Here is a 20,700-nt window from a genome sequence, read left to right as displayed (position 1 = left end):
TGCCGGGGGCGGCCCCTCCGGCGTGCTACCGGAGCTGCTCCGGCGTGCTACCGGAGCTGCTCCGGCAGCGGCTCGGAGTGCAGCACCGTCAGCCCGGAGACGGCACGGGTGAGCGCCACGTACAGCCGGCGCAGGCCGGTCCGCTCGTCCGGCTCCCCGGCCACCACCGCGGCCGGCTCGTCCAGCACCACGTAGTCGTACTCCAGACCCTTGGCCAGCGAGGCCGGGACGAGGGTCAGCCGGCTCTCGGTGCTGGTCTCGGTGCCGGGGGGGAGGTGCGCCAGCCCGGCGGCGGTGAGCAGCTCGGCGAGCCGGGGGATCCGGGCGTCGGCGGCGATCAGGCCGGTCGAGCCCTCGTGCTCCAGCGCCTCCCGGCAGGCCGCCAGGAGGGCCTCGTCCCGGCCCTGCTCCGAGCCGTCGACCGGGCGGATCTCAAGCGCGCCGGGGGTGTCGCGGACGGAGGTCGCCGGGGCCAGGCCCGGGGCGATCGCGGGCAGCAGCCGGGAGGCGTAGGCGATGACCTCCTCGGGCACCCGGAAGCCCTTGGTCAGCTCCTCCACGTGCGCCTCCGGCTTGCCCAGGTGGTGCAGGGCGTCCGGCCAACTGGCCGTCGCCCAGGGGGTGGTGCCCTGGGCGAGGTCGCCGAGGACGGTCGCCGAGCCGGTGGTGCAGCGGCGGCCGACCGCGCGGTACTGCATCGGGGAGAGGTCCTGGGCCTCGTCCAGCACCACGTGCCCGAGCGAGGGCGTGCGCTGCACCAGGTCCGTCGCCTCGTCGACCAGGACGGCGTCGGCGGGGGTCCAGCGGGCGGTCTTCACCGAGCGGCCGGGCTTGGGCCACAGCACCGCCCGCTGCTCCTCGGCGGTCAGCACGCCCTCGGCGCACTCGGCCAGGAACTGCGGGTCGGAGAGCAGCCGCAGCACCAGCTTGGCCGGGTCGACGGCCGGCCAGCACTCCTTGACCACGGCCTTGACCGCGGCGTTGCGGGCCACCGCGTCCTGCACCCGGTCGTCCGGGGCCTCGCCGCCCTGCTCCATCTTGAGCAGCACGGCGTGCGCGATGCGCTGCGGCAGGGCGTCCCGGGCGGCGCCGTAGCGGACCTCGCGGCTCTTCAACTCCTCGATGATCTCGGCCAGTTCGTACACCGGGACGCGCCAGCGGCGGGAGCCGCGGACCACCACGCAGGGCTCGGTGGGCAGGGTGATGCCCGCCCGTACGGCCCGGCGGAGCACCTCGGCCATCCGGGCGTCGCCCTTGAGCCGGGCCGCCTCCGGGTCGTCCTCGCCCCGCACCTCGACGTGGGCGACCAGCTGCTGCACGGTGGCCTGGGCGACCTCCAGCTCGCCGAGGGCCGGCAGGACCTGCTCGATGTAGGAAAGGAAGGCGTTGTTCGGCCCGATCACCAGGGTGCCGGTCCGGGCCAGCCGCTCGCGGTGGGCGTACAGCAGGTACGCGACGCGGTGCAGGCCGACGGCGGTCTTCCCGGTGCCGGGCGCCCCCTGGACGCAGATGGTGCCCGTGATGTCGGAGCGGACGATCTCGTCCTGCTCGGGCTGGATGGTGGCGACGATGTCGCGCATCGGGCCGACGCGGGGCTTCTCGATCTCGGCCGCGAGCAGGGCGGAGGCGGTGTCCTGCTCCGCGGGGTCGGTGAGGTGCTCGTCCTCGTAGGCGGTGAGCTCGCCGCCGGTGTAGCCGAAGCGGCGGCGGCGCTCGACGTCCATCGGGTCCTTGCGGCTGGCCCGGTAGAACGGCTGGGAGACCGGCGCGCGCCAGTCGATCACCATCGGGTCGCCGTCGGCGTCGTGGACGTGCCGGCGGCCGATGTAGAAGCTTTCCCCGCCGCCGCCCTCGCTGAGCTCCTCGCTGACCGCGTGCAGGTAGTCGAGGCGGCCGAAGAACAGCGGGGTGTCGGAGAGGTCGGCCAGGGCGGCGATCCTGGCCTCGATCTGGTTCTGCAGGATGACGGCGGACACCCAGGTGCCGGTCACGTCGCGCAGGTCGAGGGACTGGACGTCCTCGCGCATCGCCCGCAGCGCGGACCGGGACGAGGCCAGGTGGTCGCGTTCGCGCTGGAGCGGGTCGGTGGTGGGGGTGGCGGGGGTGGCGGGCACAGCGAACCTTCCCGGCTGCCCCGGTGGCGGGCGCAGCGGATCGATGGAGCTCACGGTGGGGTACGGCCGACCGGTTGCCGTGCGGTCGGCGCCTCCCCCGGCTGCCTGCGGACGTCAGCAGGTACCACGGTTCGGGAGGGGGCAGACGGACGATCTTAGACCCGTGCGCCTCCGGGTTCCAGCCCCGCAGGTCTCAGGGGGTGCCGGGGGTCCCGTACACCCGGAGGAGGACCTCCGTCCTGGTGGGTACGGCCTTCGGGGTGATGCCCTGGGCCGTCCGGGTGCCTACCGTTGAAGACATGAGCACCGAGAACCGCAACCCCCGTACGGGCCCGGCCGGCGCGACCGCCGTCCAGGGCCGCCACCGCAACCCGCTGAGCACCGCTGTGCGCAACCTCGGGATCGCGCTGGACACCGCCGCGCGCGTGATCTTCCTCGGGCGCGACGGTGTCCGGTACTGATCAGGTGCAATCAACAGCTGGATTTCGCGGGACTTTGCGCATTTTGGCGATTTGATTTGGGTAGTCTTCCCATCGGCAGATGAGGAGGACCAGCGATGCTGATGCGTTTCCGGGTGTCCAACCACGCGTCACTCCTGGAGGAGCAGGAGCTGAGCCTGGTCGCCACCGACAAGCACGACGACATCGCGGCGACCGAGGTGCCCTCGGCGGGAGTCCGGGCGTTGCCGGTCCTGGCCATCTTCGGAGCCAACGCCTCGGGAAAGTCGAACGTGCTGCGGGCGCTTGCCTACATGCAGCAAGCCGTACTGGAGTCGCACGCCCGGTGGCTGCCGGACGGTGGGACAAATCGTCATCCCTTCCTTCTCAGCACAGAAGGACGGGAGGACTCTTCGGCCTTCGCCGTGGACATCGTGCTGGACGGGGTGCACTTCGAGTACGGCTTCGAGATCGATGACGGCCAGGTGCGTGAGGAGTGGCTGAGGAGTTACCCCGAGGGTCGTCCGCGCAGGTTGTTCGAGCGCTCCGTGGCCGACGATGGGGTGTCGCACTACGAATACGGCCCCAGTTTCCGTGGGCGTCGGAGGCTCATCGAGGATGTCGTCCGTCCGAACAGCCTCTACCTGTCGGCTGGGGCTGGAAATAACCACGAGGTGCTCCGGCGGATCCAGCATTGGTTCCACCGGGGGCTCCGAGTCGCGTTGGACGGCAACTTCGGACCTCGGTTGGAGGAGACTCGTCGGCTGTGGGAAAGCGGTGAGCACTCCCGCGCCGAGCTCCGGCGCTTGCTTCAGTTCGCGGATCTCGGAATCGCGGATCTGGCGTTCGTCGAGATCGACGATGAGGAGAAGGCTCGGCTCATGGAGGCGACCGCCAAGATCCTCGCACCTGGTTTCATGGAGAAGTACTCGGTGCCCCCGCGAGTGCGGTTCGTCCATGCCTCGGAGGAGGGGCCGGTCGCGCTTGACCTCCAGGAGGAATCCAGTGGCACCCGGACATGGGCGGGGCTCCTGGGGCCGGTGATCAGCACTCTCAACAGCGGCTCTCTACTGGTCGTGGACGAGCTCGATGCACGTCTTCACCCTCATCTCGCCGCAAGGCTCGTGGCGCTGTTCCAGGACCCTGAGCGGAACGTCAACGGTGCGCAACTCCTCTTCAACACCCACGATGCGACCCTTCTCGCTCCCCACAGCGAAGCGATGCTGCACCGGGACCAGATCTACCTCGCGACCAAGGACGCCCGAACAGGGGCAACCGAGCTCACCGCGCTGGTCGACTTCAAGGTCAGGGACGGTGTGGAGAATCTTGAGAAGCGCTACCTAGCAGGTCGTTACGGTGCGCTACCGTTCTTCGACGAAGAGCTTCTGGTGGGGATCGGGGCGAAGCGTGGGATCGATGAGGCGGGGCAAGCCGCTCGGGACGAAGAAGCAGAAGGCGCACACGCGTGAGCCCGAGCGAAACTTCCTGATCTACTGCGAGGGGGAGGTCACCGAGAAGACCTATCTGCGGGGTCTGGCCCGGGATCTCCGGAACAGGCCGGTCTCACTGAAGATAGGCAACACCCACGGTGAGCCGCTCAAGCTGGTGAACGCGGCAATCGGACACGCCAAGAAGGTCGACGACCCCTTTGACGAGGTGTGGTGCGTGCTGGACGTGGAGGCGCCCCGCCGACACCCGTCGCTCGACCAAGCCCTTCGGACGGCCAAGCAGAACGGTGTGAACTGCGCGCTTTCGTCGCCGTGCTTCGAGGTGTGGCTCCTGCTGCACTTCGATCAGGGGCGGGCGTACCTGGAGAGCCACCAGGCGGCGAAGGAATTGACGAAGGTCCTCAAGGGCTACGACCCGAAGGGGAAGGACTTCGCCTTCGACGATGTTCGCGGCCATACCGGCAAGGCCCGGAAGGCAGCACTCGATCTGCATGCCCGGCACGAGGATTCGGGCAGGCAGATCGAGTGCTGGTGCGTCAGTAACCCGTGTACGTCTGTGGGCGGTCTGCTGGACGCTCTGGACTACCGTCCTTGACCTGCCTCACAGCACGTCGTCCGCGTCGATGATCCGGTACGCGTAGCCCTGCTCGGCGAGGAAGCGCTGCCGGTGGGCGGCGAAGTCCTGGTCCACGGTGTCCCGGGCGACCACCGAGTAGAAGTGCGCCGAGTGGCCGTCCGCCTTGGGGCGCAGCACGCGGCCGAGGCGCTGGGCCTCCTCCTGGCGGGAGCCGAAGGTCCCGGAGACCTGGATGGCCACCGTGGCCTCGGGCAGGTCGATCGAGAAGTTCGCGACCTTGGAGACGACCAGGACGCCGATCTCCTTGTTCCGGAAGGCCTCGAAGAGCTTCTCGCGCTGGGCGTTGCTGGTCTCGCCCTTGATCACGGGCGCGTCCAGGGCCTCGCCGAGTTCGTCCAGCTGGTCGATGTACTGGCCGATGATCAGCGTCTGGTCCTTCTCGTGCTTCTTGACCAGGGCCTCCACCACCCGCCGCTTGGTCGCCGTGGTGGCGCAGAAGCGGTAGCGCTCCTCCGGCTCGGCGGTCGCGTAGGCGAGCCGCTCCGAGTCGGTCAGGGTGACCCGCACCTCGCAGCAGTCGGCGGGCGCGATGTAGCCCTGGGCCTCGATCTCCTTCCACGGGGCGTCGAAGCGCTTCGGGCCGATCAGGCTGAACACGTCGCCCTCGCGGCCGTCCTCGCGCACCAGGGTGGCGGTCAGGCCGAGCCTGCGGCGGGCCTGGAGGTCGGCGGTGAACTTGAACACCGGCGCGGGCAGCAGGTGCACCTCGTCGTACACCACCAGGCCCCAGTTGCGGGCGTCGAACAGCTCCAGGTGGGCGTAGACGCCCTTCCGCTTGGTCGTCATCACCTGGTAGGTGGCGATGGTGACCGGGCGGATCTCCTTCCTGGTGCCGCTGTACTCGCCGATCTCGTCCTCGGTGAGCGAGGTGCGCTTGACCAGCTCGTGCTTCCACTGGCGGGCCGAGACGGTGTTGGTGACCAGGATCAGCGTGGTCGACTTGGCGTGCGCCATGGCGGCCGCGCCGACCAGCGTCTTGCCGGCGCCGCAGGGCAGCACCACGACGCCGGAGCCGCCGTGCCAGAAGCCCTCGACGGCCTGGGCCTGGTACGGGCGCAGCTGCCAGCCGTTCTCGTCCAGCTCGATCGGGTGCGCCTCGCCGTCCACGTAGCCGGCGAAGTCCTCGGCGGGCCAGCCGAGTTTGAGCAGCACCTGCTTGATCTGGCCGCGCTCGGAGGGGTGCACCACCACGGTGTCGGGGTCGACCCGGGCGCCGACCAGCGGGACGATCTTCTTGGAGCGCAGCACCTCCTCCAGGACCGGGCGGTCGGTGGTGGTCAGCACCAGCCCGTGGGTGGGGTGCTTGGACAGCTGGAGCCGGCCGTAGCGGCCCATGGTGTCCGCCACGTCGACCAGCAGGGCGTGCGGCACCGGGTAGCGGGAGTACGTCACCAGGGCGTCGACGACCTGCTCGGCGTCGTGCCCGGCGGCCCGGGCGTTCCACAGCCCGAGCGGGGTCACCCGGTAGGTGTGGACGTGCTCGGGCGCCCGCTCCAGTTCGGCGAACGGGGCGATGGCGCGGCGGCAGTCGGCGGCCTTGGGGTGGTCGATCTCCAGGAGGAGAGTCTTGTCGCTCTGGACGATGAGCGGTCCGTCGTTCACGCGGGGGAGCCCTCCACTGGCTGACAGGCTGACTGGCTGGGTCTGACGCAGACCCTCCAGTGTCGCTCATTTCGCGCGGAACGTGGGCGGGCTGTTTCGACGGGGGCGGGCTACTTCCATTCGTAGAGCACGGCCCGGCCCGCGCCGGTGGGGTCGTTGTCGAACTCGAACACGCCGACCAGGTCGTTCAGGCGCAGGAAGGTGTCGGCGGAGCTCTCGAAGTAGATGCTGCCGCGCCAGCTGACCGCTCCGCCCTCGGTGAAGTGGCCGATGCCGCTGCCGTGCCAGCTGTAGGTCTCGCCCTTGTCGGTCATGCCGACGCCCTGGCCCTCGCCGAACAGCGAGCCGTCGGGCCGCAGCTCGGACTCGTAGGTGACGAACTCCCGGACCGGGTGGCCGAGCAGCTGGCCGACGCCGGTCATCGACACCTCCAGCGCGGGGCCGCCGACCGTGGCCAGCACCCGTCGGCCGCTCTCCGTGGTGGTGAACTCCGCTATCCGGTCACCGAGCATGGTGGTCGCCTCCTTGGCGGGAACCCCCTGTTCCCGGAGTACGCCCGTGGGCGCGGCCCGTCAACTGCTCCGAGTGGCCACGGTCCGAGTGAACACGGTCCGAGTGACCACGGTGCGTGCTCGCTCGTTGAACCGGTCATGAAGAACTCGAAGCGCGTTCTCACCGCCCTCGCCCTGATGGGCACGGCCTTCGCCGCCACCGCCTCCTCGGCCGGCTCCGCCCACGCCCTCGCGGGCATCGGGGAGGGGCCCGGCGGCCTGCTGGCCGCCCCCGGATTCCTGATCGCCGACCAGGTCGGCGGCGGCTCGCTGCCGGTCGGCCAGGGCGAGATCGGCAGCCTGGCGGACCAGGCCGTCAAGCAGAAGATGAAGGAGTCGCAGGGGCACTGACGCCCCGTCGACTCCCGCTGCCCGTCCTACTCGTCCTGCCCGTCCTGCCCGTCCTACTCGTCCAGCTCCGCGACGCCGGTGATCCGGTGCAGGGCGAAGGTGCGGAGTTCGTCGGCGTGGTGGTCGAAGGCGGTGACGAAGCCGCCTTCGACCTTCACCGGGTCGATGATCCGCTGGCTGGCGATGCCCTCGGCGTTGAGGTAGCCGATCCACATCCGCTCGCCGAGCAGGACGGCGGTCTGGAGTGCGGCGAGGGTCTCGGCGGCGGCGGTGCGGGGGAGTTGGCGCGGGTCGGGGGTCGGCTCGCGGCGGGTGGCGGTGGCGGCGCGGTCGCCGGCCCGGACGGCCTTGATCGCGGCGGCGAGCAGGGTGTCGTCGGGGGTGGGCGGCCCGTCGGGGACGGGCGTGGGGGCGCTGCGGGGCGGGGTGCGGTGGCTGTCCGGCCGGGTGATCAGGACGTCGCCCTCGGCGGATTCGGCGGCCGGGGCGTAGCCCATGGTGCGCAGCGCGGTGAGCAGGACGTCCGGGGCGGCCTGGGCGGCGAGGACGGTGGGGGCGAGCAGGCGCAGCCGCAGGTCGGTGGCGCGGCGGTCGGCGAGCACCTCGTTCAGCAGGGCCGGGTCGTCGCAGCGCAGGTAGGAGGAGGCGGCCCCGACCCGCAGGATGCCGTGCCGGCGGGCGACGTCGTCGATCAGGTAGGCGAGCGGCTGGGGGACGGGCGTGCGGCTGTGCTGGGCCAGGAAGGTCTGGAGGTCGGCGGCGGTGCGGCCGGCGTCGAGGGCGCGGCGCACGGAGGTCGGGGTGAAGCGGTAGACGGTGGCGCCGCCCTTGGACTCGATGTCGGCGCACAGGGCGAGCGCCTGGGCGAGCGGGGTGAGCAGCGGGCCGGGTGCGATCGCGGTGAGGTCCGGCTGGAGGATCACGTGGTCCAGCGGCCGCGGGAGCAGCGGGGCGAGCACCTCGGCCGGGTCGGACTCGGCGGTGAGCAGGGCGCGGGCGGGGGCGGCGAGGGCGCCGCGGCCGGTGATGCCGAGCAGTTCGGCCTCGGCGAGGGTCCAGGCGGTGAGGTCGTCGCGCAGCTCGTGGCCGCTCGGGCCGGTGGGGCCGCCGCGCAGCGGGCGCTGCCAGCGCAGGGTGGGCAGCAGTTCCGCGGCGGTGGCCGGGGTGCCGGGCGGGAGTTCGGCGAGCAGCGCGAGGGCGGCCCGGCGGACGGACGGGGCGAGGGTGCGGTCGAGTTCGGGGCCGAGGGCGGCGCGCGGCTTGCCCTTGCCGTCCGGGGTGCCGGTGAGGGCGGGGACGCGGGTGGCGGTGAACCAGGCGGCGGCCAGCACTGACCAGCGTTCGGCAGTGTCCAGTTGCAGCCAGCCGTCGTAGGCCGGGGTCGGCGCCCAGCATTCGTCGGCCTCGCCGTCGGGGGCCAGCAGCCCTGCGGTGTAGGCGAGTTCGAGCCAGAAGGCGGCCTGCTGCTCGGTGGTCTCCAGGGTCTGGGCGGCGCGCTTGAGGTCCCGTACGCCGAGGCCGCCGGCCCGCAGGGTGGGCGGCGGGGTGAGGCCCCAGGTGTCGAGGAGCTCCTCGACGGTCTTGACGGCGGTGTGCGCCTGGCCGGCCGCGGCGTTGTCCACAGCCTGTGGATCGCGCGGGGGAGCGGCGGGTGCGGGCTCGGGCTGGAGCGGTTCGACGGTGCGGTGGGTGCGGCCGCCGCGCAGGTGCAGGGCCAGCTCGCGGGGCAGTACGACGCTGCCCGGGCTGGTGGGCAGCAGCAGGCCGCGGGCCAGCAGCCATTCGACCGGGCTCTGCGCGTCCTCGGCGGTGACCGGGCGGGTGGCGTCCGGAACGGTGCCGGTGGGCGGCCCCCAGACCAGCCGGTCCAGCAGCCGCAGCGCCGGTTCGGGGGCGGTGTCGAGCAGGGCGGCGCAGCGGGCGCGGTCGGTGAGCAGGGCGGTCAGCGCGGCGACCGCGGTGACCGGGTCCGGGGTGGCGGGCTGCCCGGCGGAGGCGAGCAGCTGCTGCAGCCGGGCCGGGGACATGCCGGTGGTGGCGTCGGCGAGGGTGGGGCCGAGGCCGGTGCGGCCGGGGTTGGCGGCGGTGGGGGCGAGTGCCTCGCGGACGGCGAGCACCAGCCGCAGGCCGTTGTCGGGGCCCCAGAGCAGCGCCCGGTCGCGCAGGACGGCGACGGCGCGGGGGAGGGCGGAGGCGACGGCGGCGCGGTCGGCCGGGGTGAGCGGGGTGGCGCCGGGGTGCGGCTTGACCTTGGCCGGGCCGGTCAGCAGGGTGCGGACGGTGGCCAGGGAGGTGCCGTCCGGGGCGGTGGCCAGGGCCTCGGCGACCTGGAGGGTGAACCGGTCGAGCCGCTCCAGGGCGCGCAGTGCGGAGGCGCGCGAGGACAGCCGGGCGGCGAGCTGGGTGAGGTCGCCGGGGACGGGGTTCAGCAGGTCGGGGCGGGACCGGAGCAGGGCGGCGAGCGCGTCGTCGGGGCGGGCGCGCAGCTCCTCGGCGAGGGTGCGGGGGCCGGCGGGCGTCCTGCGCTGGCCTTGGGGGCCCTGCTGTGTGGTCATTCGACCTAGGTTAGTCGGGCGCGCCGACGGTGGGGTGCGCTCGTACGGCGGGCCGGGGGCGGGGGCCCCGGTAGTGCGGCTGCGGTGGCGCGGGGTGCGCGGCGGGACTCGCGTCGACGGGGCACGGTGGGTAGCGTCACGGCCGAGGGCGGTTCGGTGGGCGGTCGCCGCGGTTCGGCGGACGGCGTGGGCGAGGCGGGGTGTCGGTGATGACGGACGGCGAGTGGTGGCGCAAGAGCGGGCCGTGGAGCGAGCGGCCGGGGGCGTCGGGTGCATCCGCGCCGTCGACGCCTCCCCCGTCGACGCCTCCCCCGTCGACGCCTCCCCCGGCGGCTCCGCCGGCGGCCGCGCCCGAGGGTCCGGCGGCGGAGGACAGCGTGTACGGGCCCTCGGTTGCGTCCGGGTTCACCGGGACGGGTGGCATTCCGAACGTGTCTCTGGACCTGCCGGGCGTCGCCTCGCCCGAGGGCGGTTCGGAGGTGATCCCGCCGCCGATGGTGCAGAGTTCGAGCCCGTGGACGATGACGATGCTCGACTTCTCGGACACGCCGCAGCCCGCGCCGAAGCCGATCCCCGAGCAGCGCGCGGAGGACGCGGCGGCGCAGGCCGGGGAGCAGGCCGGGGCGCCGGTGGGGCAGGCCGGGGGGCGGCCGGTGCGGCTGTCGAAGCGGCAGCGGAAGGCGCAGGCCAAGGCCGCGCAGGCGAAGGCCGGGAAGGCCGCGACGGCCGCCGGGGCGGGCCAGGGGGCCCGCAAGCCGTCCCCGCTGATCCTGTTGTCCTGCGGGCTGTTGGTCGGCGGTGCGGTGTCCGGGTTCTTCCCGGCCATGCTGGCGGGCTGGGGGCTCGGCTACCTGTCCCGTCAACTCTCCGATCTGACACGTAAGTTCGTGATCCTGGGGATCCCGCTGGTGACGATGAGCGCGACCGCGCTGTTCGCGATGCGAACGGCGAAGCAGGGGGCGGGCGGTGGCGGTGGCGGGGTGCAGACCGGTTCCCCGCTGGGGCAGTTCAGCTGGTCGATGGCTCCGGGCGTGTTGCGCACCTCGGCGGTGCTGACGGCGGTGGTGCTGTTGCTGCTGAGCATGCGCCGCCGTCCGCCGCAGCAGGGCTGAGCGCCGGGGTCGCCCCCGGCGGCTCAGGAGAGCGCCGTGAAGCCCGTGCAGAGCAGGCGGATGCTCCGGACGTACTTCTCGTCCTGGCTCAGTCGCGGGATCAGGTCGCCCATGACCAGTGGGAACCGTTCGCGGAGTTCGGCGTAGAGCTCGGCGGTGACGGTCGGCGGGGCGGTGGGCTGGTTCTGCTCCTGGAGCACGAAGCCGGTGACGTGGCTGAGCAGGGTGTCGGCGGCCGTGCCGCAGTGCTCGGCGGGCAGACCGGCGTCGAGGAGGGTGCGCAGCAGGCGTTCCATCAGGGAGAGGCCGCCGGTGCTGAGCACCCCGGGGCTCTCGGCGAGGAGTTGGGCGCCGCCGGCGTGCTGCTTGATCTCGTGGCGCAGGGTGACAGCCTGGGCCTCGACGCGGTCCTGCCAGCCAGCGTCGGGCGGGAGGGCGGCGAGGGCGGCGGTGCCCGCGTCGTACGCGCGGTGGCTGATCCGGTCGGCCATCAGGGCGAGCAGTTCGTCCTTGCCGCGCACGTGGTAGTAGAGGCTGCCGGCGTGGGCGTCGAGGCGTTCGGCGACCTGGCGCATGGACAGGTTCTGGTAGCCGACCTCGGCGAAGACGGCCATGCCGGCGTCGACGATGCGCTCCTTGGTGAGCTTCATGCGGTCCACCGTACATCGTTTTCCAACGCTGTTCGAAAACTGTGCTACCTTTGCTCCATCAGGTTTTCGAACGGCGTTGGAAAGCGCCGGAACCGGGGGGAGGGCCAGTCATGGACGCCATCGTCTTCAACGTGACCACGGCTGCGCTGATGGTCATGATGGTCAACTGCGGGCTCGGCGTGGTCGGCCGCGACACCCTGCGCGGACGGCCGCTCCCGTGGGCGGCGATCGCCCTGACCGCCGTCGCCGTCGGCGGGGTGCTGCTCCAGCTGGTGTGGTCCGGCGCCATGGACGCGCTGGACGCGGACCCGGCACGGTCCGGCTGGTGGCGCGAGTTCACCTCGGTGTTCATGCAGAACGGCGGCCTCTTCGGCGGCCTGTGGAACCTCGTCAGCCTCGCCGCCGTCGCCGCGCTCGCCCAGTGGTACTGGGGCGGCACGCTCACCCTCGGCTTCTTCCTGGCCGGCATCCTGCTGCCCGGCCGGATCGACACCCTGATCGGCATCGGCGGCGGCCCCAGCACCGACCCCCGCAACTTCGCCGGCAGCTCCGGCGCCACCTACTTCCTCGGCGCCACCCTGGCCCTCGCCTTCCTCACCCGCACCCGGCTCCCCAAGGAGATCGCCCTGGCGGCCGGCGTCCCGGTGCTCGGCCTGGCGATGTGGTTCGCCCAGGAGAACGGGCACGGGCTGGTGTCGGTCTACGGCTTCGTGCTCGCCGGGGCGGTCTGGGCGGTGCGGCGGCAGGTGGTGCGCCGCAAGGGGGGTCCGGCGGCGGAGCGGGTGACCGCCTGACGGTAGCGTGGGCCCCGGGCCCGTCGCCCAACTCCCTTGCGGGGTAAGGCGACGGGCCCGATTCCGTTCCGCGAACCGGAGGTGCCCGGTGGCCCGTCTGTACGTCCGCTCCGACCTCGACCCGAGCGACCGGGAGGCGCACGTCGCCGTCCTCGTCGTCGATCCCGACGGCACCCCCGGCGAGCGGGCCCTGGACCGGCTCGGCGCGTACTGCTACGAGGGGGACGGCGCCTTCTTCCTGCTGCCGACCGACGGCTGGGCCGAACGCACCCTGGACGGCGACCGGTTGACGGTGACGATCGCGGTCTACCCGTACGCGCTGGAGCAGGTGCGCGTCGATCCGGCCGACTTCCCGCTCCGTTCGGCCCTCGATCCGGACGCCGCCGTGGTCCTCTCCGCCGAGGTGGACCTTCCCGCCGAGGTGGCCGCCCGGTCGGCCCGTTCGGCCCGGTCGGCCCGGCTCTCCGAGGCCACCGCCGTGTTCACCGGGGCAGCCGGGGTGCCCCTGGAGGCGCTGCTGGCCTCCGGGGAGGACTGGCCGATGGTCCTGGCGGACGGGCCGGCCGAGGAGGAGCGCGAGGCCGAGCGCGAGAAGGCCGAGCAGGCCGGGGTCGTCGAGGCGGTCAACTGACCTGCGGCGCCGCCATGGTGAGGATCCCGTCGAGGACGGCCGCCGGATCGTCCGTGGTCAGCGAGTGCCCGGCGCTGGGCACGATCCGTACCTGGGCGGCCGGGGCGAGTCGGTGCAGCCGCTCGGCGACGGCCCGGGCGTCGTGCAGGGCGCTGCGCTCGCCGAGCAGGAAGAGCGCGGGCGCGTCGAGGCGGGCCAGTTCGGCGTCGTCGAGGGTGGTGGCCAGGGGCAGGCGGCGGCGGAAGCCGGTCGAGGCGCGCATCAGGGTCATCAGCTCGGCCTCCAGGATGGCGCTGTTGCCGACCGCCCGGGCCAGCCGGGGGCGGAGCGCGCGCGGGGCCAGAGCAGCGAGGCCGCCGAGGATCAGCCAGGTGTAGAAGCGGCGGCCGACGTCGGCCAGGCCGGCCGGGTCGACCAGGGTGAGGGAAGCGGTCCGGCCGGGGTGGCGGAGCTGGTGGTGGAGGGCGATCCAGCCGCCGTAGGAGCAGCCGACCAGATGGGCGGCGGGCACGTCGAGCGCGGCGAGGAGTTCCTCCAGCCAGTCGGCGGCGTCGTGGCCGTCCCTGATCGGGGTGGTCTGCACGCTGGCGCCCGGTTCGCCGACGGTGTCCACGGCGATGACGGGGTGCTGCTGGGCGAGGCGTTCGACGTACGCGTGCCACATCAGGGCGTTGCCGCCGGCGCCGGGGAGCAGCACGACCGGCTGCCCGTGCGCGGGGCCGGTGCGCAGGACGCGGGTGCTGCCGAAGCCGGTGGGGACGGTCGTCGCGGTGTGCTGCCCGGGCCAGAGGCGGGTCAGGGCGTGCTCGTAGGCGGTGCGGAAGCGGGCTTCGGCCTTGCCGTTCGTGAACTCGCTGATTCGCATGGTACATGTGTATCACACGAATGATACGCGTGTACCAACGTGCGCCGGGACAAGGGATTGCCGAGACGGCCGCCCTCCCCCGCCACCTGGACGAGCCGTTCCGGGCGCCGCGAAGTCAGGGCGTCAGGCTCTGGTACAGCCCGTCCGCCCACTGCTCGGTGAACTCGCAGAGGTGGCTGGGGTCGGAGCCCTTGGGGGACTGCATCACGGCCGAGGCGAAGCCGCCGTTGTCCGTGGGCCACTCGACGCGGCAGTAGACGATGCCGTTGTTGCTGGGTTTGTCGTCGATGTACTCCTGGCCCGTCACGGCGTTCGCGATCCGCACCGGGTGCGAGTTCGGCTGGACGGTGTACGGGCCCCGGTAGGTCTGCGCACTGGCGAAGTTGTACGGGAGGCGGGGGGAGCCGTCGGTCCACCAGTCGCACCGGCGCCGTTCGGGCTTGACGTCCTCGTGGCCCTGGCTGGCGAGCCCGAGCTTGGCGGCGAGGTCGGCGGAGACGCGGCAGGGGGTCGGCAGGTCCGGGAGGCCGGGCGCCGAGCTCCTCGACGGGCTGCTCAGCGGCAGCCCGGAGGCGGTGGCCCCGGCCGCGGCCTCGGGCTGATCGGTCCCGTCGTCCCCGGGGAGCGTGGCGACCAGCACCCCGACCACTGCGGCCAGCACGACGCCGACGATCACGCCCATGGTCGTCCGGGCCGAGCGCGACCTCGGGGCGTCCGTCGGTGCCGTCACCGCGAGGTCCTGCACCACGGACGCGGGCGTGGACGCGGCCGCGGTCACGGTCACGGTCACGGGCGCGGGCGTGGACGCGGTCACGGTCACGGGCGCAGCGGTCGGCGCCGGGAGCGGATGGTCGAGCACGGTGGGCACGTTCGGGACGGACCGGTCGAGCATCGCCAACGCCTGTGCCGTGCTGGGTCGTTGCTCCGGTTCCTTCGCCAGCAGCGCCAGGATCAGCGGCGCCAGCTGACCGGCGTTGCGCGGTGGCGCGGGCGGGTCGAACAGGACGGCGGTCAGCGAGGCCGTCGCCGAGTCCCGGCGGAACGGCGAGACGCCCTCGACCGCCTGGTACAGGGTGACACCGAGGGAGAACAGGTCGGAGGCGGCCTGCCCGTCCACGCCGCGCGCCCGCTCGGGCGCGATGTACTCGATCGAGCCGATGAACGCCCCGGTCGCGGTGAGCGTCGTGTCGGCCTGGTGGACGGCGATCCCGAAGTCCGCGAGCAGCACCTCGCCGTCGTCGGCGAGCATCACGTTGGCGGGCTTGACGTCCCGGTGCACCACCCCGGCCGCGTGGGCGGCGCCGAGGGCGGTCAGCAGGGCGCGGGCGACCGCGGCCGCCCGCTCGACCGGCAGCGGCCCGTGCGCGGCCAGCCGGTCGCCCAGCGAGCCGCCCGACACCAGCTGCATCACCATCCACGGCATGCCGTCCTCGACCAGCACGTCGTGGACGGACACGATGTGCGGCCGGTCGCGCAGCCGGGCGGCGTTGCGCGCCTCGCGCTCGGCCCGGGCCAGCCGTTCGGCCCGCTCGCCGTCCGAGGTCGCGGGCGGCAGCCACAGCTGCTTGACGGCCACGTCGATGCCCAGCGTCTCGTCGTGGGCCTGCCAGACCCGCCCGAAGCCGCCGGCCCCCAGCTGCCGGACGAGCCGGTAGCGACGGCCGATCAGCCGTCCTGGTATCGCCTCTTCGGTCACGGCCCCGCCCCGCTCTCGATCGCCGCCGACGTCCCCGATGCCGACGTCCCCGATGCCGTCGATGCCGCCGCGTGCCGACAGTACGGGCAGGGCTCCGGGTGGATCAACCGACCGTCCTACGTGTCACATCTGCTCGTCGGGATCCGTCGGTGCGGCAGAGGGGCGATGGAGCACCCTCGACGACACGAAGGGACACCCAGCGAGATGCTGACGAACATCATGTACGTGACGGTCTACGTCACCGACCAGGACCGCGCCCTGGAGTTCTACACCGACCGGCTCGGCCTGGAGAAGCGCATCGACCACCCGGGCCCCGACGGGCGCTTCCTGACCGTGGCCGCCCCGGGCAGCCCGGTGGAGATCATCCTCTGGCCGCACGCCCCGGCCGCCGGCCAGCCGGCCTCGCGCCTGCCGGGTGTCACTCCGGGGCCGGTCTTCCTCGAATCGGACGACCTGCGGGCGGACTTCAAGGTGCTGAGCGGGCGCGGCGTCACCTTCGAGCAGTCCGAGCCGGAGGACTACGGCTTCGGCATCCGCGTCGAAGCCGTGGACCCGGACGGCAACCGCATCTCGCTGCGCCAGCGCGCCGCCTGGATGGGCGGCGACAAGGGCTGAGCGAGCCGGGCCGCCGGTCGGCCCCGGGCCCGCCGCCACCCCTCCCGCTGCGGGGGTTAACACCCGTACGGGAGGGGTGCTTTCCCCGTTCTGCGGCTCCGCCCGGCGGGCCAGACTCGGGGCATGCCCACACAGTCCGTGACGATGACCAAGGCCGCGGCCGCTCCGGCGTCCGCCGCCCCGCAGCCGGAGGGCGGCGGCAGTGACTTCGCCCAGTTGAGCCGCCGGATCGCCGCCGAGGGTCTGCTGGACCGCCGCCCCGGCTACTACGCGGCCCGCATCGGGCTGGTGCTCTTCGCGTTCGTCGACGGCTGGTGCGCCCTGTACGCGATCGGCGACACCTGGTGGCAGCTCGCCCTGGCGGCCGTGATGGCCGCGGTCTTCGCCCAGGTCGCGCTGCTGTCGCACGATCTGGCGCACCGCCAGGTGTTCAGTCGGCGGGTGCCCAGCGAGGTCGGCGGCCGGATCGCCGCCAACCTGCTGATGGGCATGAGCTACGGCTGGTGGATGAACAAGCACACCCGCCACCACGCCAACCCCAACCACGAGGAGCGCGACCCGGACGTCTCGCCCGACCTCGTCGTGTGGTCGCAGCGGCAGGCCCGGCAGGCGAGCGGCCTCGCCCGGTTCATCGGCCGCCGGCAGGCGTACCTGTTCTTCCCGCTGCTCCTGCTGGAGGGCCTCAACCTCAGCTTCAACAGCTTCCGCGCGCTGCGCGGCCCCGCGGTGAAGCGGCCGGTGCTGGAGGGCGTCCTGCTGGTCGTCCACTTCGCGGCCTACTTCGGCCTGGTCTTCGGCGCGCTGCCGTTCGGCAAGGCCCTGGCCTTCGTCGCCGTGCACCAGGCGCTGCTCGGCGTCTACCTGGGCTGCGTCTTCGCGCCGAACCACAAGGGCATGCTGATGGTGACGCCCGGGATGCGGCTCGACTTCCTGCGCCGCCAGGTGCTCACCTCGCGCAACGTCCGCGGCGGGCCGCTGCTCGACGTGGTGATGGGCGGCCTCAACTACCAGGTGGAGCACCACCTGTTCCCCAGCATGCCGACCCCCGCGCTCGGGCGGGCGGCCCGGATCACCCGGGAGTTCTGTGCGGAGAAGGACATCCCGTACTACGAGACCGGGCTGCTCCGCTCCTACCGGGAGATCCTCACCCACCTGCACCGCACGGGCGAGCCGATCCGCTCCGGCGACTGAGCGACGCCGCCCGGGCCCGTGCGAGGGGCTGCGGCGCGAGGCGGGGCAAGGCGGGCGAGGCAGGGCGAGGCGGGGCGATGCGCAGGAAGTCGGCGGGGTCGACTTCCTGCGCATCGGAACGGTCGCGAGGTTCAGAGGGAGTATCCGCTGACTCTGGTCAGCCGGAAGCCTTGGGCCACTTGGTCGTTGAAGGTCTGCTGGTACTGGTCGGCGCTGAGGCGGTGGAAGGCGGCGAACGGCGGTGTGCTCTGCTGTTCGAAGATGGCGGCGTAGTGGTCGCCGCCGTCGAAGGTGTAGCCGCTGACGTCGATCGGGCGGAAGCCTTGGGCCACTTGGTCCTTGAAGGTCTGCTGGTACTGGTCGGCGCTGAGGCGGTGGAAGGCCGCGAACGGCGGCCCGTTCCGCTGCTCGAAGATGGCGGCGTAGAGGTCGCCACCGTTCACCGCGTAGCCGCTGACGTGGACGGGGCGGAAGCCTTGGGCCACTTGGTCGTTGAAGGTCTGCTGGTACTGGTCGGCGCTGAGGCGGTGGAAGGCCGCGAACGGCGGGCCGCTCTGCTGTTCGAAGATGGCGGCGTAGAGGTCGCCACCGTTCACCGCGTAGCCGCTGACGTCGATCGGGCGGAAGCCTTGGGCCACTTGGTCGTTGAAGGTCTGCTGGTACTGGTCCGCGGTGAGGCGGTGGAAGGCCGCGAACGGCGGCCCGTCGCGCTGCTCGAAGATGGCGGCGTAGCGGTCAACCGCATCGACGGCGTAGCCGCTCACCCACACGGGGCGGAAGCCCTGTCCGGTGAGGGTGTCGAAGGTCTGCTGGTACTGGTCGGCGGTCAGGTCGTGGACCGCGTGGAACGAGGGGCCCTGGCTCTGCTCGAAGATCGCGGCGAAGCGTTGGGACGTGCCCGTCAGTGGGTCGGCGGATGCGCAGACGATCTCGCCGGTGTCCTGGTTGGCCTGGCAGAAGCCTTTGAGCAGTTGCACCTCCACGGTCGTGTTGTTGCCGCTGCCGCCGAGGTGCACCACCGAGAAGCCCCCGCTGGTGGCGCCCGTCGCGGCGGGGGTCACGCTCTCTTCGTAGGAGTTCGCCCCGGTGAAGGGGTTGTCCCAGTGGAAGCTCATTTCGCCCTGGCGGACGCCGTCGACGTCCTCGATCTGATAGGTGACCCGGCCTTCGGTGCCGGTGAGGAATCCGTCCGACTCCGATTCCCATTCCCCCCTGTCCCCGATGAGCTGTGGCGGCTGGGTGGTGAAGACACCCGGGCCGATTTCCGTGGCGGTGAGCCTGAGGTTCAGCACCCCGGCGAAGTTGTGGAGCGTGACGTGGGTCGAGCGGGCAGCCATCGTCTCCTCCCGTCATTCGTTCGTTTACATACCTCGAATCTACGCCTCAGGGCCGACCCTGCCCACCCGGCCAACTGCCGCGGCCGGCAACGCCGCAGAGGCGCACGCCACCCGTTGACGGACCGTGACGGCGGTTACGCTCGGCCACCGCACGCGGAACCCGTCGAGGCCGGGCGGGGGCATCCGGCTGGGCGGTTACGGCTTGAACGGGCGTAGGAGGCCGCCCGCCGCGACCGCCGCGATGATGAAGCGGACCACGGCTTCCCGGACGAGGCCGTAGCTACGGTTTCCGTACGGATCAGGAGAACGCGGGCGGGGAGTGGGAAGTCGATGGGGTCGACTTCCCACTCCTGGGACGTGTGGAGGGTCAGGCGTGGTGGTCGAACTCACCGGCCTTGAGGCCGCTGAGGAGGGCGGCGAGGGCGGCCGGGGTGGTGTGGAGGATGAGGTGGCCTTCGTCGGACTCGCGGAGTTCGATGGCGCCGTCGGCCACACGCACCTCCACGCACTCATTGTTTGCGGCGCTGTAGCTGGACTTCTGCCACTCTGACTTACGCATACGGCATTACATCCTTCATGACGGATCGAACGAAATCACGTGATCCTTCTTCGGAGAGTGCCGTGGAGTCCAGGGTGGAGAAGATCGCCCGGTGCTTGGCCAGGTCCGCTGGGGAGTCGAAGAAGAGTGCACCTTGAGCCACGTCCATCTGGATGGTGTCCAGCTCGGGAACGGGCCCTTCGGCGAAGGTGAGGTTCTCGCCGAAGCCTGGAAAGGTGTCGACGGCGAACGGCACGACGCGGACTGAGATGCCTGGCTGCTCCGAGGCGCTGAGGAGCGATTCGAGCTGGTCTGCGAGGACTTTGGGGCCGCCGAACTGCATCCTCAGCGCTGCCTCATGGACGAAGACCTGGATGGGAATCGCACTGGAGCTCACGACTTCCTGCCGCTTGAGTCGAAAGGCCGTCCTGGTGTCGATCTCTTGTGACGGCAGCGGAGGAAAGATCCGAGCGAACACAGCCGATGCGTAGTCGTTGGTCTGTAGCAGGCCGGGCACGAAGGTCGTCGTACAGATGGTCAGTCGGGCGGCCCGGCTTTCAAGCTCGGCGACCTCAAGGAAGTCGATGGTGAGTGTGCCGCGATACTTCTCCCACCAGCCCTTCTCGCGCTCCGAAGCCATGTCGACAAGGGCGTTGATCAGTGGCTGGTTGGCGCACTTGCAGGCCGAGGCGACGGTCCGCAGGCGCTCGGGACTGACGCCGATCTTCGCCTTCTCCATCTGTGTCATCTGCCCGGGGCTGATACCGAGAGTGCGAGCGAGTTGGCTGCCACCGAGACCGGCCTGCTCCCGCATTCTCCGCAGCTCAGTGCCGATTCGGCGTTGGCGGAGAGTCGGATTCGAGCGAAGGGGCATGGTGTCCTCTCTACCGGCGCTGGGGCCAGTGTGCCGCGCTGGGAGCGCGAAGGTCCATCTGGGCCGGTCTCCACGATAGAGGGAATTTTGAGGCGAAGGCCTCAAAATACAGGCACGCTGCGCTATCGTCGTTCTCACATCGATCCGACGGATCGTCAGTAACGCTTGCCAGCAAGCGCCGCAGAGCAGCCATGCCCATCTGCCTGGCCTGGCTCACGGCGACATCCATCCGCCGGATTCCCCTTCTCAACCACGCCCGGGAGAACTCCCATGCGTCACCTCAACACGCCCTCTCTCGCCCTCGGCCGCCAGGCCCTCCAGGACGCCATGGTCCGTCTCGGCTGGCCCGCCTCCACCATCTTCGAGGCCGAACTCTGCCTCTACGAACTCCTCGTGAACGCCTGGCGGCACGGCGACACCCCCGCCCCCGTCGTCCAGATCCTCGCGATGACCCGCAACACCCTCCGGGTCTCCGTCTCCGACGAGAGCCCGCTCTTCCCCGACCTCCACGCCCCCTCCGTCCTCGCCGAGTCCGGGCGCGGCCTCCAACTCGTCGAGGGCCTCACCACCCGCTGGGGCGTCGACCCCCGGGAGCACGGCAAGTCGATCTGGTTCGAGTGCGCCCTGAAAGCGCCTGGTTGTATCCCCGGCATAGCCGGGAGGAATTCGGAGGTTATTCCTGGGTTCAATGGCTTACCTGGC

At 71.8% G+C, this 20,700-nt stretch carries 20 protein-coding genes; 10 read left to right on the top strand and 10 right to left on the bottom strand.

The features are described from left to right. Positions 1-47 precede the first annotated feature (47 nt). On the bottom strand, positions 48-2,114 hold the full coding sequence (locus AB0F71_RS37635; protein ID WP_360245042.1) for an ATP-binding domain-containing protein: 2,067 nt from the start codon (positions 2,112-2,114) through the stop codon (positions 48-50). A 299-nt stretch (positions 2,115-2,413) separates the two neighbouring features. Here AB0F71_RS37635 and AB0F71_RS37630 point away from each other — a divergent pair, with 299 nt between their 5' ends. The 3 genes from AB0F71_RS37630 to AB0F71_RS37620 all read left to right on the top strand — a co-directional run bounded on the left by AB0F71_RS37630 (position 2,414) and on the right by AB0F71_RS37620 (position 4,594). After that, positions 2,414-2,575, top strand: coding sequence for a hypothetical protein (locus tag AB0F71_RS37630; RefSeq protein ID WP_360245039.1), 162 nt, complete (start codon positions 2,414-2,416; stop codon positions 2,573-2,575). A 95-nt stretch (positions 2,576-2,670) separates the two neighbouring features. Continuing rightward, positions 2,671-4,020 carry an ATP-binding protein gene (locus tag AB0F71_RS37625; RefSeq protein WP_360245036.1) on the top strand — a complete coding sequence of 450 codons (1,350 nt, stop codon included), beginning with the start codon at positions 2,671-2,673 and terminating at the stop codon, positions 4,018-4,020. Continuing rightward, positions 3,968-4,594, top strand: coding sequence for an RloB family protein (locus AB0F71_RS37620; RefSeq protein ID WP_360245033.1), 627 nt, complete (start codon positions 3,968-3,970; stop codon positions 4,592-4,594). Before AB0F71_RS37625 ends, AB0F71_RS37620 begins: the two co-directional genes overlap by 53 nt. A gap of 6 nt (positions 4,595-4,600) precedes the next feature. Here the strand turns inward: AB0F71_RS37620 and AB0F71_RS37615 are convergent, their stop codons facing one another. Both AB0F71_RS37615 and AB0F71_RS37610 read right to left on the bottom strand, forming a co-directional pair. After that, positions 4,601-6,238: a DNA repair helicase XPB gene (locus AB0F71_RS37615; protein ID WP_360245030.1), complete on the bottom strand. Its 1,638-nt coding sequence runs from the start codon at positions 6,236-6,238 to the stop codon at positions 4,601-4,603. A 110-nt stretch (positions 6,239-6,348) separates the two neighbouring features. Continuing rightward, positions 6,349-6,750, bottom strand: coding sequence for a hypothetical protein (locus tag AB0F71_RS37610; protein ID WP_360245027.1), 402 nt, complete (start codon positions 6,748-6,750; stop codon positions 6,349-6,351). A gap of 138 nt (positions 6,751-6,888) precedes the next feature. On the opposite strand from AB0F71_RS37610, the gene AB0F71_RS37605 reads away from it, so the two are divergent. Next, positions 6,889-7,140 (top strand): hypothetical protein, encoded by a 252-nt coding sequence (locus AB0F71_RS37605; protein ID WP_360245024.1) that lies wholly within the window; start codon positions 6,889-6,891, stop codon positions 7,138-7,140. Positions 7,141-7,193: 53 nt separating this feature from the next. On the opposite strand, the gene AB0F71_RS37600 is transcribed toward AB0F71_RS37605, so the two are convergent. Next, on the bottom strand, positions 7,194-9,695 hold the full coding sequence (locus AB0F71_RS37600; RefSeq protein ID WP_360245021.1) for a helicase C-terminal domain-containing protein: 2,502 nt from the start codon (positions 9,693-9,695) through the stop codon (positions 7,194-7,196). 431 nt (positions 9,696-10,126) lie between these two features. Between AB0F71_RS37600 and AB0F71_RS37595 the strand changes: the two genes are divergently transcribed. After that, a complete protein-coding gene (locus AB0F71_RS37595) occupies positions 10,127-10,807 on the top strand; it encodes a hypothetical protein (protein ID WP_360245018.1) in 681 nt (226 codons plus the stop codon). 23 nt (positions 10,808-10,830) lie between these two features. On the opposite strand, the gene AB0F71_RS37590 is transcribed toward AB0F71_RS37595, so the two are convergent. After that, a complete protein-coding gene (locus tag AB0F71_RS37590; RefSeq protein WP_360245015.1) occupies positions 10,831-11,457 on the bottom strand; it encodes a TetR/AcrR family transcriptional regulator C-terminal domain-containing protein in 627 nt (208 codons plus the stop codon). A 110-nt stretch (positions 11,458-11,567) separates the two neighbouring features. Here AB0F71_RS37590 and AB0F71_RS37585 point away from each other — a divergent pair, with 110 nt between their 5' ends. After that, positions 11,568-12,251 carry a hypothetical protein gene (locus tag AB0F71_RS37585; protein ID WP_360245012.1) on the top strand — a complete coding sequence of 228 codons (684 nt, stop codon included), beginning with the start codon at positions 11,568-11,570 and terminating at the stop codon, positions 12,249-12,251. An 88-nt stretch (positions 12,252-12,339) separates the two neighbouring features. Beyond that, the gene (locus AB0F71_RS37580) at positions 12,340-12,882 is read left to right on the top strand and encodes a hypothetical protein (protein WP_360245010.1); all 543 of its coding nucleotides are present in this window, start codon (positions 12,340-12,342) and stop codon (positions 12,880-12,882) included. Here the strand turns inward: AB0F71_RS37580 and AB0F71_RS37575 are convergent. Together AB0F71_RS37575 and AB0F71_RS37570 are read right to left on the bottom strand one after the other, a co-directional pair. After that, positions 12,875-13,747 (bottom strand): alpha/beta fold hydrolase, encoded by an 873-nt coding sequence (locus AB0F71_RS37575; RefSeq protein WP_360245007.1) that lies wholly within the window; start codon positions 13,745-13,747, stop codon positions 12,875-12,877. The two genes, AB0F71_RS37580 and AB0F71_RS37575, sit on opposite strands and share 8 nt — an antisense overlap. Before the next feature lie 115 nt (positions 13,748-13,862). After that, positions 13,863-15,443 (bottom strand): protein kinase, encoded by a 1,581-nt coding sequence (locus tag AB0F71_RS37570; protein WP_360245004.1) that lies wholly within the window; start codon positions 15,441-15,443, stop codon positions 13,863-13,865. 204 nt (positions 15,444-15,647) lie between these two features. On the opposite strand from AB0F71_RS37570, the gene AB0F71_RS37565 reads away from it, so the two are divergent. Further along, the gene (locus AB0F71_RS37565; protein WP_360245001.1) at positions 15,648-16,058 is read left to right on the top strand and encodes a VOC family protein; all 411 of its coding nucleotides are present in this window, start codon (positions 15,648-15,650) and stop codon (positions 16,056-16,058) included. Positions 16,059-16,202: 144 nt separating this feature from the next. Then, positions 16,203-17,249 carry an acyl-CoA desaturase gene (locus AB0F71_RS37560; RefSeq protein WP_360245078.1) on the top strand — a complete coding sequence of 349 codons (1,047 nt, stop codon included), beginning with the start codon at positions 16,203-16,205 and terminating at the stop codon, positions 17,247-17,249. Between the two features lie 131 nt (positions 17,250-17,380). Here AB0F71_RS37560 and AB0F71_RS37555 read toward each other — a convergent pair whose 3' ends face one another. From AB0F71_RS37555 to AB0F71_RS37545, 3 genes are all read right to left on the bottom strand, one after another. Then, positions 17,381-18,586 (bottom strand): hypothetical protein, encoded by a 1,206-nt coding sequence (locus AB0F71_RS37555; RefSeq protein ID WP_360244998.1) that lies wholly within the window; start codon positions 18,584-18,586, stop codon positions 17,381-17,383. Between the two features lie 367 nt (positions 18,587-18,953). Continuing rightward, positions 18,954-19,145 (bottom strand): DUF397 domain-containing protein, encoded by a 192-nt coding sequence (locus tag AB0F71_RS37550; RefSeq protein WP_360244995.1) that lies wholly within the window; start codon positions 19,143-19,145, stop codon positions 18,954-18,956. Then, positions 19,138-19,998, bottom strand: a complete 861-nt coding sequence (locus tag AB0F71_RS37545; RefSeq protein ID WP_360244992.1) for a helix-turn-helix transcriptional regulator — start codon at positions 19,996-19,998, stop codon at positions 19,138-19,140. Before AB0F71_RS37545 ends, AB0F71_RS37550 begins: the two co-directional genes overlap by 8 nt. A 270-nt stretch (positions 19,999-20,268) precedes the next feature. Here AB0F71_RS37545 and AB0F71_RS37540 point away from each other — a divergent pair. Then, positions 20,269-20,700: ATP-binding protein (locus AB0F71_RS37540; RefSeq protein WP_360244989.1), on the top strand; the 432-nt coding region annotated here is incomplete at its 3' end.

It is taken from the genome of Kitasatospora sp. NPDC028055 (assembly GCF_040637885.1).
Classification (GTDB): domain Bacteria; phylum Actinomycetota; class Actinomycetes; order Streptomycetales; family Streptomycetaceae; genus Kitasatospora.
This window is presented reverse-complemented; position numbering and strand designations above follow the sequence as displayed.